The following is a 14,627-nucleotide window of genomic DNA, read 5'->3' as shown; positions in this document are numbered from 1 at the left end:
TAATGACAGCGACAGCATCTATCGAGAAGGAGGGCGTCATGACCAACGAACGCCTCGTCCAGGTCGTACTGCCGGGCATCGTGACGCCGGAGGGCCTGCAACTCCGGCACGGAGCCGTGCCGACGGCCGGCCGGGGGCAGGTCCTGATCGCCATGGAGGCGAGCGGCGTCTCGTTCGCCGAGCAGCAGATGCGCCGCGGCCGGTACTACGACCAGCCGCCGTTCCCGTTCGTCCCCGGCTACGACCTGGTCGGCCGGGTGCTGGCCACCGGCGAGGACGTCGACCCCGGGCTGGCCGGGCAGCGGGTGGCCGCGCTGGTCAAGGTCGGCGGGTGGGCCAGCCACGTGGTCGTCGACGCCGCCGACGCCGTGCCCGTCCCGGACGGCCTCACGGCGGCCGAGGCGGAGACCGTGGTGGTCAACGGCATCACCGCCTGGCAGCTGCTGCACCGCCGGGCACGGGTGCGCGCCGGGCAGCGCGTCCTGGTGCACGGCGCCGCCGGCGGGGTGGGGTCCGTCCTGGTCCAACTGGCCCGCGCGGCCGGCGTGCAGGTGATCGGCACGGCGTCCGCCCGGCACCACGACGCCCTGCGGGACCTCGGCGTGACCCCGGTCGACTACCGCACGGAGGACGTGGCGGCCCGGGTCCGGGAGCTGGCGCCCGGCGGGGTGGACGCCGTGTTCGACCACGTCGGCGGTCGCAGCGTGATCGACTCCTGGCACCTGCTCGCGCCCGGCGGCACGCTCGTCGCCTACGGCAGTGCCTCCACCCGCGACGACACCGGCTCCAAGCAGTGGCCCGTACTGAAGATCCTCGCCCGCACCTGGCTCTGGAACACCCTGCCCAACGGCCGCCGCGCCCACTTCTACAACATCTGGGCCGGCCGCGCCCTCGGCCGGGACCGCTTCCGCGCCCGGCTCCGGTCCGACCTCGCCCAGGTGTTCGCCGCCGTGGCGCGTGGTGACGTCACGGCCCGGATCGCCGCCCGACTCCCGCTCGCCCGGGCCGCCGAGGCCCTGCGGCTGGCGGAGTCCGGGACCGTCAGCGGCAAGATCGTCCTGACCCCCTGAACCGCGACACCGACGTGCCGGGCGCCCCACAGCCGTACGGGGCCACGGAGACACGGGGACACGGCAATGGTTCAGACCATTGACGGCCCGGACGGGGGCTTCTACGGTGTCAGCACCGACCTGACGCAGGCATGCCACGATCTTCGGCCGCGCCCCCACGCGCGCGCCCTACGTCGGGCGCACACTCCATCCACCCCCACGGAGGAGCACCATGCGCAAACGTCATCTCGCCGGCGCGGCCGCAGCCGCGATCGCGCTCCCGCTCGTGCTGGCCCTGCCCGCCCAGTCGCACGGCTACATCAACCTGCCGCCGAGCCGGTCCGCGCTCTGCGGCGCGGGCGGAGTGTCGTGGGACTGCGGCGACATCCAGTGGGAACCGCAGAGCGTCGAGGGCCCGAAGGGCTTCCCGAGCCGGGGCCCGGCCGACGGCGCCATCTGCGCCGGCGGGGACGCCCGTTGGGCCCCGCTGGACGACCCGCACAACGGCGCCTGGCCGACCACCCGGGTGACGGCGGGCCAGCAGCTCACCTTCACCTGGTACATCGAGGCCCGGCACTCCACCACGAACTTCAAGTACTACCTCACCAAGCCCGGTTACGACGCCTCCCAGCCGATCACCCGGGCCAGCCTGGACCTGACCCCCTTCCTGACCGTCCCCTACAACGGCCGCCAGCCCGACGCCACGACCACCCACACCGCGACCCTCCCCAGCGGGCGCACCGGGCACCAGGTGGTGGTGGCGGTCTGGGACATCGCCGACACCGGCAACGCCTTCTACTCCTGCACCGACGTCCAGTTCTGACGGTTCTCACGGCTCCGACAGCTCCGACGGTCCTGACCGCGACACCCCGCTGCCCCGCCGCACTGTGCGGCGGGGCAGCGGGGCACGGGGCAGCGGGGCGCCCCCGGCCCGACCGGTCAGGACACCGTGCCGGTCCGGGCTCGCAACCCCTCGGCGAACGCGCGCGCCGCCATCAGGTCGGTGGCGTCGGGCCGGGCCTTGTTGATGCCGCCGACGAGCTTGAACGGGGCCCAGGTGTCGAACCCGCGGCACGAGAAGGTGTCGCCCACCTCGAAGCCCCTCTGCTCCAGCACCCGCACGAGGGGGCGGGTGAACGGCTGGAACGACGGCTCGGGCAGCCCGCTGGTGGCGAACACGAACGCCCGGCGCCGCGGCCCCTGCCCCGGCGGGAGCGACCGGACGAACCGGCGCAGCTGCGGGTGGAACTTCATCGAGAAGATCCCCGAGCCGAACCCCACGAGGTCGCAGGCGGCGAGCTCCGCGACGTCGACCTGTTCGGGGTCGACGACCCGGGCCTCCAGGACCTGGCCCATGACGTCGGCGATCCTCCTCGTGTTGCCGTGGGACACGGAGGTGCACACGATGACGGCCTTCATGACGACGCTCCTCATTCACGATTCCCGTGCGAAGCCGACCGGATCAGGCCGCCAACACGCCTTACCCGCCCGTACCGCACCCGACTCACCGGAAGCGGCCGCCGCAGCACGCCACGACCGCACCCGACAGGTGGACCGGGCACCGCCGGAGAACGTGACATCACCGCCCACCGAGGGAGGAGTCAGCCGTTGGGGAGGATGACGGCGCGCCCGTTGATCCGGCCGCTGTGCAGGCGCTCGTAGGCGAGCGGCGCCTCGTCGATCCCGTAGGTCTCGACGTGCACGTCCACCGAGCCGGCCCGGGCGAGGTCGAGGACCTCGATCAGTTCGGCGCGGGTGCCCCAGTACGGGGAGGACACCGAGACCTCGTACGGGAGGGTGCCGAAGCCGACCGCCAGGGTGCCACCGCCGAGGCCGACGATCGTCACGTCGCCCTCCACCGCCGCCATCGCGCCGGCCGCGGCCGTCGTGGGCGGGGCCCCGACGAAGTCCAGCACCACCTGGGCGCCGATGCCACCGGTGAGTTCGCGCACCCGGGCGGGCGCGGAGGCGTCCGAGCGGACCGTCTCGTGCGCGCCGACGCTGCGGGCCAGCGCCAGCTTCTCCTCCGTCACGTCCAGGGCGATCACCCGGGCCGCGGTCATCGCGCGCAGCAACTGGATCGCGACGTGGCCCAGGCCGCCGGTGCCGATCACCACGGCGGTGCTGCCGGGCGTCAGCTTGCCGAGCGAGCGCTTGATCGCGTGGTACGGGGTCAGGCCGGCGTCCGTCAGCGGCACGGCCCGGACCGGGTCGAGGCCGCCGAGCGGCACCAGGTGCCGGGGGCTGTCCACCACCATGTACTCGGCCATCGCCCCGGGGGCGCCCAGGCCGGGCGGGCGGATGCCCAGTTCGGCGGCGCGCAGGCAGTAGTTCTCCTTGCCCTCCGCACACTTGGCGCAGTTGCCGCAGCCCCACGGCCCGTAGACCGCGACCGGCTCGCCCTCGGCCAGGCCGGTCACGCCCGCGCCGAGCGCGGCCACCGTACCGACGCCCTCGTGCCCGAGGGTGAGCGGCAGGGGGAAGGGGAGCCGCTCGGCGGGCATGCTCATCACGGCGATGTCGGAGTGGCACACTCCCGCCGCGGTGACCTTGAGCAGGACCTGACCGGGGCCGGGCTCCGGATCGGGGACGGTGACCACCTCGGGGGCGGCGCCGACGCTGCGGTACTGGACTGCCTTCATGGGTTTCGGACTCCCTCTCGTTGCCCCCGGACTTGCCTGCCCCCCGGTTGCGCCGCCCCGGTTCCCCGAAGGGCCGGTGACGGGCCGGTCAGCGGGCCGCGTAGGCGCCGTCGACCAGGTGGTAGCTGCCGTGGATGAAGGAGGCCCGGTCGGAGAGCAGGAAGGCGGTCAGTTCGGCGACCTCCTCCGCGCGGCCGAGCCGACCCGCCGGGTGCAGGGCGACCAGCGCCTGACGGGCCTCGTCGTCGGCCTGGCTCAGCAGCGGGGTGTCGATGAAGCCCGGGCCGACGGCGTTGATCCGCACGCCCTGCGCGGCGTACTCCAGGGCGGCGGTCTTGGTCAGGCCGACCACGCCGTGCTTGGCGGCGGCGTAGGCGGGCGAACCGGCGAAGCCGTTGGTGCCGAGGATCGAGGCCATGTTGACGACGGCGCCGCCGCCGGCCGCGAGGATGGCGGGGATCTCGTAGCGCAGCGAGTAGAAGACGCCGTCGAGGTTGGTCGCCAGCACCCGGCGCCACTGCTCGGGTTCGTACGCGCCGGTGGGGGCCTTCGCGCCGCTGATGCCGGCGTTGTTGACGGCCAGGTGCAGGGCGCCGAGGCCGTCCACGGCGGCCTGGACGGCGGCTCGCACCGACTCCGGGTCGGTGACGTCCGTCCCGATCGCCAGGGCCCGGGCACCGGTGGCCTCCAGTTCGGCGGCGGCCTTGCGGGCGCCCTCCAGGTCGAAGTCGGCGACGGCGACGGCCGCGCCGCCGGCCGCCAGGCGGCGGGCCACGGCGAGGCCGATGCCGGAGGCGCCACCGGTGACCAGCGCGGCCTTGCCGGTGAACTCCTGGGGGTGGTCGGTGCCGGTCATGGCGTACGTCCTTTCGTGCGGGGGCGCCGGGTGGGCGCGGTGGTTCAGGCCGCCGGGCCGTCGGGGGGCGGTTCGGCGGTGAGCAGGTCGAAGGCCCGTTCCACGAGGTCGGGCAGGTCCGGTCCGTCCTCGCCGACGGGGTGGCGGACCCAGGCGCGGGAGGCGGCCTGCAGGGCCGCCACACCGAGGCCGACGGCGACGGCCGGGCGCAGGTCGAACTCCGCGTCCAGGCCGAGGCGGGCGGCGGCGATCCGGATGGAGGCCTCCTCCTCGTCGACGCAGATCCGCCGGTAGGCGGCGGTCAGCGAGGGCTCGGCGGCGATCAGGCCGAACAGCTCCCGCACGCCGGGGCGCCGGTGCCAGGCAGGGTCCCGCTCGTCGCCCAGCCAGACCCGCAGTGCCGCACGGTAGGCGGCCACCGGGGTCTCGGCGGCGGGGCGGGCGGCCAGCGCCGCGTTGATCCGGCCGAAGTCGGCGCGCAGGCAGTCCAGCACGGCGTCCTCGCGGGAGGCGAAGTACCGGCTGAAGGTGCGGCGGGAGACGTCGGCCCGGTCGGTGACGTCCTCGACGGAGACGGCGGCCAGACCGCGGTCCAGCACCAGGTGGAGGGCGGCGGCGGCCAGCGACTCGCGGGTGCGGCGCGCCTTGCGGTCACGCCGTCCCTCGGTGGTGTGCTCGGCCTTCTCGGTGGTCACGGGAGCCACCGTACACCCGGAAATGTCCCGTCGGGACATGAGTCCCGATGGGACACGAGCCCGCCCCGGCCCCTGCGGGAAGGCGGGGGCCGGGGCGGGCTCGGAGGGGGTCGGGTGGAAACGGGTCAGGCGGGTGGTTCAAGCGGAGCGGTTCAGGCGGGCGGTTCAGGCGGGCGGTTCAGGCGGGCGGTTCAGGCGGGGACGATGGCGAAGGAGCCGTTGCTGAGCGGGGTCTCGGTGTAGGGGCCGCTGTTGATGGCCTGCGGGGAGTAGCCGTCGAAGACCTGGCCGTTGACCGTGACGCCGGAGAAGTCCAGGCGGCTGAAGGAGGGGTAGCTCTGGCTCGGGGACTCGATCACGGCCTCGGCGCTGACGTTCTGGCCGTTGAGCTGCTGGCGGGTGCTCTCGGTCCAGCCCTTGGTGGTGTCGGTGATCTTCAGGGTGTAGTCGGAGCCGCCGTCGTTGACCACCGAGGCGGTGAAGCTGTCGCCGGCGTCCACCGGGTCACTGAAGTACTGGGGCGGGGCCGGGTACATCTCGTACCAGGCGGAGTAGACCGGGGAGCCGCTGGAGCAGTCGGCCTGGACGCCGGTCTGCTCGACGGTCTGCGAGCCGTAGCCGTCGATGCCGACCCAGGGGGCGAACAGGTCATTGGCGGTGTTGCACTGCACGGCGGGCATGGTCCAGGAACCGGAGACGCTCTGGAAGCCGCTGCCCTGGGCTACGTAGCCGCCCCAGACTCCGCCGTCGTAGCGGGCGCCGTGGCCGAAGCGGTGCGCGGCGCCGTAGCCGTGCGCGGCGGCGTGGGTGGGGGCAGTGGCGGGGGCGGCGGTGGCGGGGGTCGCGGCCGCGGCGGCCGGGAGGGCCAGCAGGGCGGCGAGCACGAGCCGGCCGGTACGGGAAAGGGCCATGGGGGGCTCCTTCACTGGGGGTTGAGGGGGTGCCGCCCAGCTTGCGGGCGCTGCGGGCGGGCCGGGAAGGGAGCCGTCAGGGCAGGAACCCGACATGGCGGGAACATGTCGCCCGATCAATCCCTTGATTTCGCGCACCGGGTGGCGCACAGTCGGCTCGTCCACTGGCGGTGGAGGACGAGGAGGGCGCAGTGTCGGGGACGGGCATGCTCGCCGGACTCGGCCTCGGCACGGTCGAGGAACAGCTCTACCTGCGACTGCTCGGCGTCCAGGCCGCCGACCCGCAGTGGCTGGCCGCCCAGGTGAACCTCCAGACCTCGATCGTGCTCGCGGCGCTGGCCTCGCTGGCCGCGCACGGGCTGGTGGAGGCCTGCGCGGCCGGGGCCTGGGCGGCGGTGCCGCCGGACGTGGCGGTCGAGGAGCTGCTGCTGCGGCGCGAGGTCGAACTGCGGCGCGCCCGGGGCCGGATGGGCGAGCTGATGCGCACCTACCGGCAGGGCCGGGACGGCACCCGGTCCGACGGGCCGGTCGAGGTGATCTGCGGGCGCAGGTCGGTCGCCGAGCTGTGGCGCACCCTGCAACTGGGGGTGCGCGAGCGGCTGCGGGTCCTGGACCGCCCCCCGTACATCCGGCGCAGCGATCCGCAGACCGAACTGGCCCTGCTGGCACGGGGGGTGACGACCAGGGTGGTGTACCACAGCCGGGTGCTGCGCGATCCGGAGCGCCTGGCGGAGATCCACTCCTTCGCCACGGCCGGGGAGCAGGCCCGGGTGCACACCGAACTTCCGCTGAAGCTGGCGCTGTTGGACGACCGCTGGGCACTGCTGCCGGTCAGCGCGGGCACCGAGCTGCAGAGCGTGCTGCTGATCCGGCCCTCCACCCTGCTGGACGCGCTGGCCGGGCTGTTCGAGCTGTACTGGGCGCAGGCGATGCGGCTGCCCGCGCTGCCGGAGGAGGCCCCGGAGGACCGGCACCGCCAGCTGCTCCCGCTGCTCGCGGCGGGGCTCACGGACGAGTCGATCGCCCGCCAGCTGGGGGTGTCCACCCGGACGGTGCAGCGCTGGGTGCGGGAGCTGATGGACCGCTTCGGGGCCCGGACCCGCTTCCAGGCGGGCATCCAGGCCGCCCGGGCCGAGCTGCTGTGAGCGCGCCGCGACACCCCCGGTCCGACTCCCGCATCCGCTGAGCCCGCCCCCGGTTCCGTGCGAGTGCGCAGGTCAGGACTCGCCCGGGTGCGCGCGCGGGGCGCGGTGGCCGGGAGAATGGTGCGGACAGTTCCTCGGAAGTACAGAGAAAGCGAACCCCCACCATGGATCTCGGCGTGCGCTGGAAGCTGCACGGTGACGGGCGTACGCCCGCGCCGGGGGCGGTCGTCCGCCCCGACGAACGGCTCTCCTGGCCCCGCACGGCAGGGCTCGGCGCCCAGCACGTGGTGGCCATGTTCGGCGCGAGCTTCGTGGCGCCCGTGCTGATGGGGCTCAACCCCAACCTGGCGATCATGATGTCCGGCGTCTCGACGATCATCTTCCTGCTGGCCACCCGCGGCCGGGTGCCCAGCTACCTCGGCTGCTCGCTGTCCTTCGTGGGCGTGGCCGCGGTGATCCGGGCGCAGGGCGGCACCAGCGCGACCGTGACCGGTGCGGTGTTCGTGGTGGGCGCGGCGCTGTTCCTGGTGGGCCTCGCGGTCCAGCGGTTCGGGGCGCGGATCATCCACGCGGCGATGCCGCCGATCGTGACCGGCGCGGTCGTCATGCTGATCGGCTTCAACCTCGCCCCCGTCACCGCGTCGACCTACTGGCCGCAGGACCAGTGGACGGCGCTGCTGGTGATGCTGTTCACCGGCCTGGCCGTGGTGTGCCTGCGCGGCTTCTGGTCCCGCGTGGCGATCTTCCTCGGGCTGCTCTTCGGGTACGGGATCTCCTGGCTGTTCGACCGGATCTTCGGGAAGATCCACTCGGTGGACGCGGGCGGCCACCTCACCGACCACTGGCGCCTGGACCTGTCGGGCGTCGGCAAGGCGGACTGGATCGGCCTGCCCGCCTTCCACGGGCCCTCGTTCCAGTGGTCCGCGATCCTGGTCGCCCTGCCCGTGGTGATCGCGCTGGTCGCGGAGAACGCCGGGCACGTCAAGGCCGTGGGCGAGATGACCGGCCAAACGCTGGACGACAAGCTCGGCGTCGCGATCTCCGCGGACGGCGTCGGCTCCATGCTCTCCACCGCGGTCGGAGGCCCGCCGAACACCACCTACTCCGAGAACATCGGCGTCATGGCCGCCACCCGGGTCTACTCCACCGCCGCCTACTGGGCCGCGGCCTGCTTCGCGCTGCTCTTCGGCGTCTGCCCGAAGTTCGGCGCCGTCGTGGCCGCGATCCCCGGCGGGGTGCTCGGCGGCATCACCGTCATCCTGTACGGCATGATCGGCCTGCTCGGCGCGCAGATCTGGATCAAGTCCAAGGTGGACCTGCGCAACCCGCTGAACCTGGTGCCGGCCGCCGCGGGCATCATCATCGGCATCGGCAACGTCACCCTGAAGTTCACCGACACCTTCAGCCTGAGCGGCATCGCGCTGGGCACGCTGGTCGTCATCACCGGCTACCACACGCTGCGGGCGCTGGCCCCCGCGCACCTCAAGACGCAGGAGCCGCTGTTGGACGAGGGCACCTCCTCCTACGACGAGGGCTCCGGCGAGGCCGGGGAGCCCGGGGCGTCCGGGGAGTCGGGCGAGCCCGGCGGGGCGCAGCGACACACTCCGTAAGCGGGCGGTCGCGGCCGGCGCCGACCGGCGGAAGTGACCGAAAGGTACTTCCGCCGGTGCTTCCGCCTGGCCCAGCGGGCCGTCAGGTGGTCGAATCGCTCCGTGCACCCGGGCCGGCCGGCCCGGGTGGCGTCCGTTCTCCGGCCACTCATCCCCCCGGGAGAGGCATGTCCCTTCTGTCCCACCACCGCAAGGTCGCCGTCGGGGCCGTGGCCCTCGCCACGCTCGCGATCTCCTGCGGCTCGGCCACCGCCAGCAGTTCCGCCGCCGACGCCGGCTCGACCACGGCCGCCGCGGCGGGCAAGGTCCTCTGGACCCCGAGCACCAGCAAGGGCCCGTCCTCCTTCGCCTCCGTCCAGTGCGCGTCGGGGAACTTCGGTGTCGTCAAGGACCCCGCCAAGGGCAGTGTGTGGCGGGCGTTCCAGGCCGGGGGCGAGGAGCGCTGCGAGACGCTCGGCCCCGATCTGAAGGAGGGCGACACCTTCTACCTCGGCTGGTCGTCCAAGGTGGACATCCAGGACTCGAACAGCCGCTACGTCTTCCAGCTCAAGTGCTCGCCGAGCACCGACACGGCGAACCACCCGATCGAGATCGACGCGACGACCGGGCGCATCCGCCTCCAGGAGTGGGACACCGACCACGTCGCGCACTCGCTGTGGACGGCGCCGACCACCAACGGCCAGTGGCACTCGTACGCGCTGAAGATCCGGCTGGGCCGCACCGACGGCACCATCGACTTCTGGTTCGACGGCGTGAAGCAGACCTTCACCACCGGCTCGGGCACCTTCAAGGGCACCACCTGGGACGGCGACCGCAACTACCTCAAGTGGGGCTCCTACCACCCCTCCACGGGCGACGCGACGAACACGTTCACCAGCCCGATCATGGCGACCACCCTGGAGGCGGCCACGGCCGGCTCCTGACACCGAGGGGCGCCTCGAGGGCCCGGACCGCCGGTGGCGGTCCGGGCCCTCGCCTCCCCGGCTCAGACCTCGCCGAACTCACCGCTGCGGACAGCGGCAAGCTCGCGAGCGCCCACCGCGCCCGGCGGGGGTCGGGTCTCCGGGCGCGGTGGCGGAGCGGGGCCGGCGGCTGCCGGAGCAGCCGGTGCGGAGCTGCCGCACCATCCCCGGCAGCCGCAAGCGATCGGCCGACTTCCGGTCAGCTGCTCATGATCTGCCAGTACAAGGCGGCGTTGTTGCCGCTGCCGCCGCTGGAGGCGAACCTGAACAGCGGGTCGGAACCGGCGCTGTCGTAGGAGTTGCTGCCCCCGTACGGGTTGTTCCAGTGGAGCTGGACGCGCTTGCCGTTGTACGCCGCCGACTTACAGTTCTCCGCGTCGTAGATGACGTGACCCTCGGTCCCGGTGAGGAAGCCGTTGCTCTCCGACTGCCAGCGCCCGGACGCCCCGTCGCTCATGACGCCCACCGGAGCCAGGCCGTCCGACCAGATGCCGTGGTCCAGCCAGGCCTGCTGCAGGCGCAGTTCACAGCCCGTCCAGTTGATGACCGAGATCTGCGTGCTGCGCGCCGCACTCAGCGTCTGCGCCGCCTCGGCCTGCCGGCCCGTGTCCGCGCTGGCCGGGGCGGCCGTCGCGATCATCGCGGCGACGCCGACTGCGGCCAGGGCCGAACCCATCAGAGACTTTCGCTTTGCCATCAGATGTTCCTCTCGCTCTCGGACCGCGTCCGTGCGGTCGTCCTGTTGGAAGCCTCGGCCACGCCACTTGACGGGCGATTAACAAGTCGTCGACAAGCGACACGTCGCCGATCACCGGGGCGCGCCGCAGCGGGACGCCTCGTAGCGGGACGCGCCGCCCGCGTCCCGCTGCGGCCGGCGGGCACACCGGGGCTGCGCCCGTCGGCGATGCGGGCCGGTGCGGGCCGGTGCGGCGTGGGCCTGGTGCGGCGCCGTCGACGCGGGCCGATGTGGCGCAGGCCACACGATCGGGGCCTTCGGGGGCCTTCGGGTGAGAAGGGTCACGCCCGGCGGGGGAACGGGTGCCCGGGCGGCGACAGGGCCCGGCAGGACTGGGCGGGCGGGGTCGCGACACGGTCCGAGGCCCTGTCCGCTTCGGGACCTTGGTCGCGACTCCGGCCGACCTTCGGCCCGGTGGCGGCCCCCGCGCACCGGGGCAACCGTGGACGGTCACCCGGTGTCGCCGGGTGTCGGCGCCGTCCGCCGGACGGCGCCTTTCCTGCCGTCTACCCGGCGCACGGTGAGCGGGTCCTCCGCCGCCGTACGCTCCGGAGGACCCCCAGCACATGTCCCAGACCATCGACAACGCCCCGTATACCGCCTTCCACCGGAAACTGGCCCTCGCCTGTTCCGGTGGGCCGCTGCTCGACGGCTACATCCTGAGCATCGTCGGCGTCGCCCTGATCGGGATGCGACCCGAGCTCGGCCTGTCCACCGCGGAGGTCAGCCTGATCGGCGCCGCCGCGCTGGTGGGCATGTTCGTCGGCGGCGCGCTCTTCGGCGTGCTGACCGACCGCATCGGCCGGGAGGTGATGTACACGGCCGACCTGCTCGTGATGGTCGTCTGCTCGGTGCTCTCCTTCTGGGTCGACGCGGTGTGGGCGATCGCCGTGCTGCGCTTCGTGCTCGGCATGGCCGTGGCCGCCGACTACCCCATCGCCACCTCCCTGCTCGCCGAGTGGCTGCCCGCCAAGCAACGCGGGCGGCTGCTCGGTCAGCAGATCATCGCCTGGTACGCCGGCTCCGTGCTCGCCTACGTAGTGGGCTACGCGTTCCTGGAGCTGGCCGGGCCCGGCAGTTGGCGGTGGATGCTCGCGAGTTCCACGGTGCTGTGCGTGGTGTTCCTGGTGATCCGCCGCGGCACGCCGGAGTCCCCGCGCTGGCTGGCCGCCCACGGGAGGGTCGGCGACGCGGTGCGCGTGGTCGAGAAGCACCTCGGCGTCCGGGTGGACGGCCGCGAGCTGATGCCCGACCCGGCCGAGCGCGGCCGCCCCGGCGGGCTGCGGCTGCTGATGACCCCGCCCTACCGGCGCCGCACGCTGTTCTGCGGCCTGTTCTTCCTCTGCCAGGTCGGCCCGCTGTTCGCGATGCTCACCTTCGGCCCGCAGATCCTCTCCTCCTTCGGCATGCCGGGCGGCACCGTGATGGAGACCCTGGGCACCGGGCTGATCAGCCTGGTCTTCCTGCTCGGCTGCTACCCGGCCCTGCGTCTGATCGACACCCGCGGCCGGCGCCCCGTCATCATCTGGTCGTTCGCCCTGATGGCCGTCCCGCTGGCCCTGCTGGGCGTGTGGCCCACCGCCCCGGCCGCCGTCGCGCTGACCGCGCTGTGCGCGTACGCCTTCCTGTGCGGCGGGCCCAACGTCCTCGACTGGACCTACCCGAACGAGCTCTTCCCCACCGAGATCCGGGCGACCGCGGTGGGCGTGGCGACCTCGGTGAGCCGGATCGGCGCGGCCGTCGGTACCTACCTGCTGCCGCTGTCGCTGTCCGGGCTGGGCACCGGCCCCACCATGCTCATCGCCGCCGGCACCACGGTGGTCGGCCTGCTGGTGTGCGTGCTGTGGGCCGAGGAGACCCGGGGCACCGCCCTGGGCGCCGCCCCGGCCACCGGCCGCACGGCCGCCAAGCCGGCCGTCCCGGCCCAGCGCGTCCCGCAGGCGGCGCGCTGACGGCCACCGCGTGACGCACCGGCGGCGCTGCCCGGGACCTCCCGGGCGGCGCCGCCCGGCTTTTACGGGCCGCTGACGGCTCACCGCCCTACGACAGGTCGCCCCGCTCGCGCAGCAGCGGCAGGAGGTGGTCGCGCACCGCCGGGGCGAGGAGGAGGGTGTCGTCGCGGCCGTCGGTCCAGCGCAGGGCGGCGAGTTCGGCGGCGGGGGTGGGGGCACGGTCCAGGGCGGCGGTGAAGACCGTCATCAGCATGGGCACGCCCTCCAGGGCGGCGGTGGCGCGGATGTCGACGAGGTGGCGGGGGTCGACGGGCGCGGCGCCGAGTTCCTCGCGCAGTTCGCGGGTGAGGGCCTGGAGCGGGTCCTCGCCCGGGTCGGGCTTGCCGCCCGGGAGGTAGAAGACGTCGGGGGCGGCCTGCTTGCTGACCACGAGCAGTCGGCCGTCCTGGACGATCGCGGCGGCGGCGACGGCGAGGGGGCCGGGCGGAGCGGTCGGGGCGGCGGAGTCGATCATGGTCGGGATTGTCGCAGGTGGGGGGCCGTGGTCGGTACCCGAATAACCCGGGCGACGAGCGGAGCTGCCACCCGGATCGTCGGATGTGACGATCGTCACAGGATTCCGGAACGGCTCGCCGGAGCCCTCGGGGTGGTGCGGGGCGGCCGGGGCCCGGTCGCCGTCGCCCGTCGCGCCCCGGGGCGGGCGGCCCGCCCCGGGAGCGGGCCACGGCCGCCGCGGTCGGCCGCCCGGCCTGGGGTGTCGGGGCTCGGCCGCCGGGAGCCGACGCCGGCGTCGACCGTCCGGTCCGCCCCTCGGCCCGTCCGCCGGGGACGGGCCGCCACGGCGCATTCCGGCCGTCGCCTCATGACGCGAAGCTGGCCGATCCTGGACTGGTCGGCGAATCCCCGGTGAACCGGAGCCAAATGTTCATCCGTAGGTTATGCGACGGTCGACCGGTGGTGGACCGCTGGACGGAGGGATGGACGATGGGGCGAGTTCTGACCGAATTGGTGGGCGACCCGGCGATTTTCGCCAAGGCGCTGGAGGAACGCCGACCGGAGGTGTTCCGCACCGCGGGGTGGCCGGCGGGGCTGCCCCGGCCGGGCGAGTTGGACGAGGCGCTGCGCGGCGGACTGCTGCGGGTGCCCTACGTCGAGATGGTCCGGGCGGGTGCGGTCGTCCCGCCCGCGGAGTTCTGCACGGCCCGGGTGGTCGCCGGGCGCCGGGAGGAGGGCTTCGCCGATCCCGACCGGATCGCCGCCCTGCTGGCCGACGGCGCCACGCTGCTGCTGCCGCAGCTGGACCAGTGGCACGCGCCGGTGCGCGCACTGGCCACCGACATCGCGGTCGAACTGGGCCGCCGGACCGAGGCGTTCTGCTTCGCGACGGGCGCCGGCCGGCGCGGGCTGGACGTGCACCGGGACGACGCGGACGTGCTGGTCGTGCAGCTCGCGGGCGAGAAGGAGTGGACGGTCCACGAGGCCCCCGCCGACGGGCGCTGGCGCCCGGGGCTGGCCCCCGAACCCGGCGCGGTGGCGCTCGGGTCGGTGCTCAAGCCGGGCGAGGTGCTGTACGTGCCGCGCGGGGCCCCGCACACCGCGACGGGCCATCAGGGCCTGTCGGTGCACCTCTCGTTCACCATCCGGGAGGCGGGCACGGGGCAGCTGCGCGGCGCCGTCGGCGAGTGGCTGGCCGGCGGCGGCTGGGCGGACGGGCTGCCGGAGCGCCCGGCGACGCCGGCGGAACTGCTGGACGCGGCCGCGGAGGTGCTGCGGCTGGGGCACGCCCGGCTGGCCGAGCTGACCCCGCAGGAGCTGCTACGGCTCGCCCGGGGGCCGCTGCCCGAGCCGGTCGTGGACGGCGGCCGGGCGGCGCCTGGTCACGGACCGCTGGCCACCGGCGGCTGAGCCGGACCGAGACCGGGCGGGGGTGAACGTACGAGGGCGCGGTTGCCCGGACCAGACGGTCCGGGCAACCGCCCCCCCTTATAACCGGAATTGTACCCGGCAATATTCAACACGGACCGGTGGTGGTCCCCACAAAGGTCAATGTGTAGGGCGGGGACAACTGG

General features: G+C 73.9%; 14 protein-coding genes. 7 read left to right on the top strand and 7 right to left on the bottom strand.

From position 1 onward, the window contains the following. Window positions 1-38 precede the first annotated feature (38 nt). Both ACIPLC_RS30095 and ACIPLC_RS30090 read left to right on the top strand, forming a co-directional pair. Window positions 39-1,070 (top strand): medium chain dehydrogenase/reductase family protein, encoded by a 1,032-nt coding sequence (locus ACIPLC_RS30095; RefSeq protein WP_400476178.1) that lies wholly within the window; start codon window positions 39-41, stop codon window positions 1,068-1,070. Between the two features lie 211 nt (window positions 1,071-1,281). Beyond that, window positions 1,282-1,872 carry a lytic polysaccharide monooxygenase gene (locus ACIPLC_RS30090; RefSeq protein WP_400476177.1) on the top strand — a complete coding sequence of 197 codons (591 nt, stop codon included), beginning with the start codon at window positions 1,282-1,284 and terminating at the stop codon, window positions 1,870-1,872. Window positions 1,873-1,988: 116 nt separating this feature from the next. On the opposite strand, the gene ACIPLC_RS30085 is transcribed toward ACIPLC_RS30090, so the two are convergent. The 5 genes from ACIPLC_RS30085 to ACIPLC_RS30065 all read right to left on the bottom strand — a co-directional run bounded on the left by ACIPLC_RS30085 (window position 1,989) and on the right by ACIPLC_RS30065 (window position 6,153). Further along, the gene (locus ACIPLC_RS30085) at window positions 1,989-2,468 is read right to left on the bottom strand and encodes a flavodoxin family protein (protein ID WP_400476176.1); all 480 of its coding nucleotides are present in this window, start codon (window positions 2,466-2,468) and stop codon (window positions 1,989-1,991) included. A 182-nt stretch (window positions 2,469-2,650) separates the two neighbouring features. Then, complete coding sequence (locus ACIPLC_RS30080) at window positions 2,651-3,691, bottom strand: NAD(P)-dependent alcohol dehydrogenase (RefSeq protein ID WP_400476175.1); 1,041 nt, start codon at window positions 3,689-3,691, stop codon at window positions 2,651-2,653. Between the two features lie 88 nt (window positions 3,692-3,779). Beyond that, the gene (locus tag ACIPLC_RS30075) at window positions 3,780-4,547 is read right to left on the bottom strand and encodes an SDR family NAD(P)-dependent oxidoreductase (protein ID WP_400476174.1); all 768 of its coding nucleotides are present in this window, start codon (window positions 4,545-4,547) and stop codon (window positions 3,780-3,782) included. 44 nt (window positions 4,548-4,591) lie between these two features. Further along, window positions 4,592-5,242 (bottom strand): TetR family transcriptional regulator, encoded by a 651-nt coding sequence (locus ACIPLC_RS30070; RefSeq protein WP_400476173.1) that lies wholly within the window; start codon window positions 5,240-5,242, stop codon window positions 4,592-4,594. 191 nt (window positions 5,243-5,433) lie between these two features. Continuing rightward, window positions 5,434-6,153, bottom strand: coding sequence for a G1 family glutamic endopeptidase (locus ACIPLC_RS30065; RefSeq protein WP_400476172.1), 720 nt, complete (start codon window positions 6,151-6,153; stop codon window positions 5,434-5,436). A 191-nt stretch (window positions 6,154-6,344) separates the two neighbouring features. Here ACIPLC_RS30065 and ACIPLC_RS30060 point away from each other — a divergent pair, with 191 nt between their 5' ends. The 3 genes from ACIPLC_RS30060 to ACIPLC_RS30050 all read left to right on the top strand — a co-directional run bounded on the left by ACIPLC_RS30060 (window position 6,345) and on the right by ACIPLC_RS30050 (window position 9,831). Next, window positions 6,345-7,298: a LuxR C-terminal-related transcriptional regulator gene (locus ACIPLC_RS30060; protein WP_400476171.1), complete on the top strand. Its 954-nt coding sequence runs from the start codon at window positions 6,345-6,347 to the stop codon at window positions 7,296-7,298. A gap of 164 nt (window positions 7,299-7,462) precedes the next feature. Further along, on the top strand, window positions 7,463-8,908 hold the full coding sequence (locus ACIPLC_RS30055; RefSeq protein WP_400476170.1) for a uracil-xanthine permease family protein: 1,446 nt from the start codon (window positions 7,463-7,465) through the stop codon (window positions 8,906-8,908). A 167-nt stretch (window positions 8,909-9,075) separates the two neighbouring features. Beyond that, window positions 9,076-9,831 (top strand): heparin lyase I family protein, encoded by a 756-nt coding sequence (locus ACIPLC_RS30050; protein WP_400476169.1) that lies wholly within the window; start codon window positions 9,076-9,078, stop codon window positions 9,829-9,831. A gap of 238 nt (window positions 9,832-10,069) precedes the next feature. Here ACIPLC_RS30050 and ACIPLC_RS30045 read toward each other — a convergent pair whose 3' ends face one another. Then, window positions 10,070-10,567, bottom strand: coding sequence for an aegerolysin family protein (locus tag ACIPLC_RS30045; RefSeq protein WP_400476168.1), 498 nt, complete (start codon window positions 10,565-10,567; stop codon window positions 10,070-10,072). A 605-nt stretch (window positions 10,568-11,172) separates the two neighbouring features. On the opposite strand from ACIPLC_RS30045, the gene ACIPLC_RS30040 reads away from it, so the two are divergent. Beyond that, window positions 11,173-12,558 carry an MFS transporter gene (locus ACIPLC_RS30040; RefSeq protein ID WP_400476167.1) on the top strand — a complete coding sequence of 462 codons (1,386 nt, stop codon included), beginning with the start codon at window positions 11,173-11,175 and terminating at the stop codon, window positions 12,556-12,558. Between the two features lie 88 nt (window positions 12,559-12,646). On the opposite strand, the gene ACIPLC_RS30035 is transcribed toward ACIPLC_RS30040, so the two are convergent. Further along, window positions 12,647-13,072: an NUDIX domain-containing protein gene (locus ACIPLC_RS30035; protein WP_400476166.1), complete on the bottom strand. Its 426-nt coding sequence runs from the start codon at window positions 13,070-13,072 to the stop codon at window positions 12,647-12,649. Window positions 13,073-13,542: 470 nt separating this feature from the next. Here ACIPLC_RS30035 and ACIPLC_RS30030 point away from each other — a divergent pair, with 470 nt between their 5' ends. Then, on the top strand, window positions 13,543-14,463 hold the full coding sequence (locus ACIPLC_RS30030; RefSeq protein ID WP_400476165.1) for a JmjC domain-containing protein: 921 nt from the start codon (window positions 13,543-13,545) through the stop codon (window positions 14,461-14,463). Window positions 14,464-14,627: the final 164 nt, after the last annotated feature.

This window comes from Kitasatospora sp. NPDC086801 (genome assembly GCF_044745805.1).
Taxonomy (GTDB): domain Bacteria; phylum Actinomycetota; class Actinomycetes; order Streptomycetales; family Streptomycetaceae; genus Kitasatospora.
This window is presented reverse-complemented; position numbering and strand designations above follow the sequence as displayed.

Excerpts from the sequence above, each read along its gene's own strand:
- ACIPLC_RS30095 (WP_400476178.1), top strand. The coding sequence starts at position 39 with ATGACCAACGAACGCCTCGTCCAGGTCGTACTGCCGGGCATCGTGACG.
- ACIPLC_RS30090 (WP_400476177.1), top strand. The coding sequence starts at position 1,282 with ATGCGCAAACGTCATCTCGCCGGCGCGGCCGCAGCCGCGATCGCGCTC.
- ACIPLC_RS30085 (WP_400476176.1), bottom strand. The coding sequence starts at position 2,468 with ATGAAGGCCGTCATCGTGTGCACCTCCGTGTCCCACGGCAACACGAGG.
- ACIPLC_RS30080 (WP_400476175.1), bottom strand. The coding sequence starts at position 3,691 with ATGAAGGCAGTCCAGTACCGCAGCGTCGGCGCCGCCCCCGAGGTGGTC.
- ACIPLC_RS30075 (WP_400476174.1), bottom strand. The coding sequence starts at position 4,547 with ATGACCGGCACCGACCACCCCCAGGAGTTCACCGGCAAGGCCGCGCTG.
- ACIPLC_RS30065 (WP_400476172.1), bottom strand. The coding sequence starts at position 6,153 with ATGGCCCTTTCCCGTACCGGCCGGCTCGTGCTCGCCGCCCTGCTGGCC.
- ACIPLC_RS30055 (WP_400476170.1), top strand. The coding sequence starts at position 7,463 with ATGGATCTCGGCGTGCGCTGGAAGCTGCACGGTGACGGGCGTACGCCC.
- ACIPLC_RS30050 (WP_400476169.1), top strand. The coding sequence starts at position 9,076 with ATGTCCCTTCTGTCCCACCACCGCAAGGTCGCCGTCGGGGCCGTGGCC.
- ACIPLC_RS30045 (WP_400476168.1), bottom strand. The coding sequence starts at position 10,567 with ATGGCAAAGCGAAAGTCTCTGATGGGTTCGGCCCTGGCCGCAGTCGGC.
- ACIPLC_RS30040 (WP_400476167.1), top strand. The coding sequence starts at position 11,173 with ATGTCCCAGACCATCGACAACGCCCCGTATACCGCCTTCCACCGGAAA.
- ACIPLC_RS30035 (WP_400476166.1), bottom strand. The coding sequence starts at position 13,072 with ATGATCGACTCCGCCGCCCCGACCGCTCCGCCCGGCCCCCTCGCCGTC.
- ACIPLC_RS30030 (WP_400476165.1), top strand. The coding sequence starts at position 13,543 with ATGGGGCGAGTTCTGACCGAATTGGTGGGCGACCCGGCGATTTTCGCC.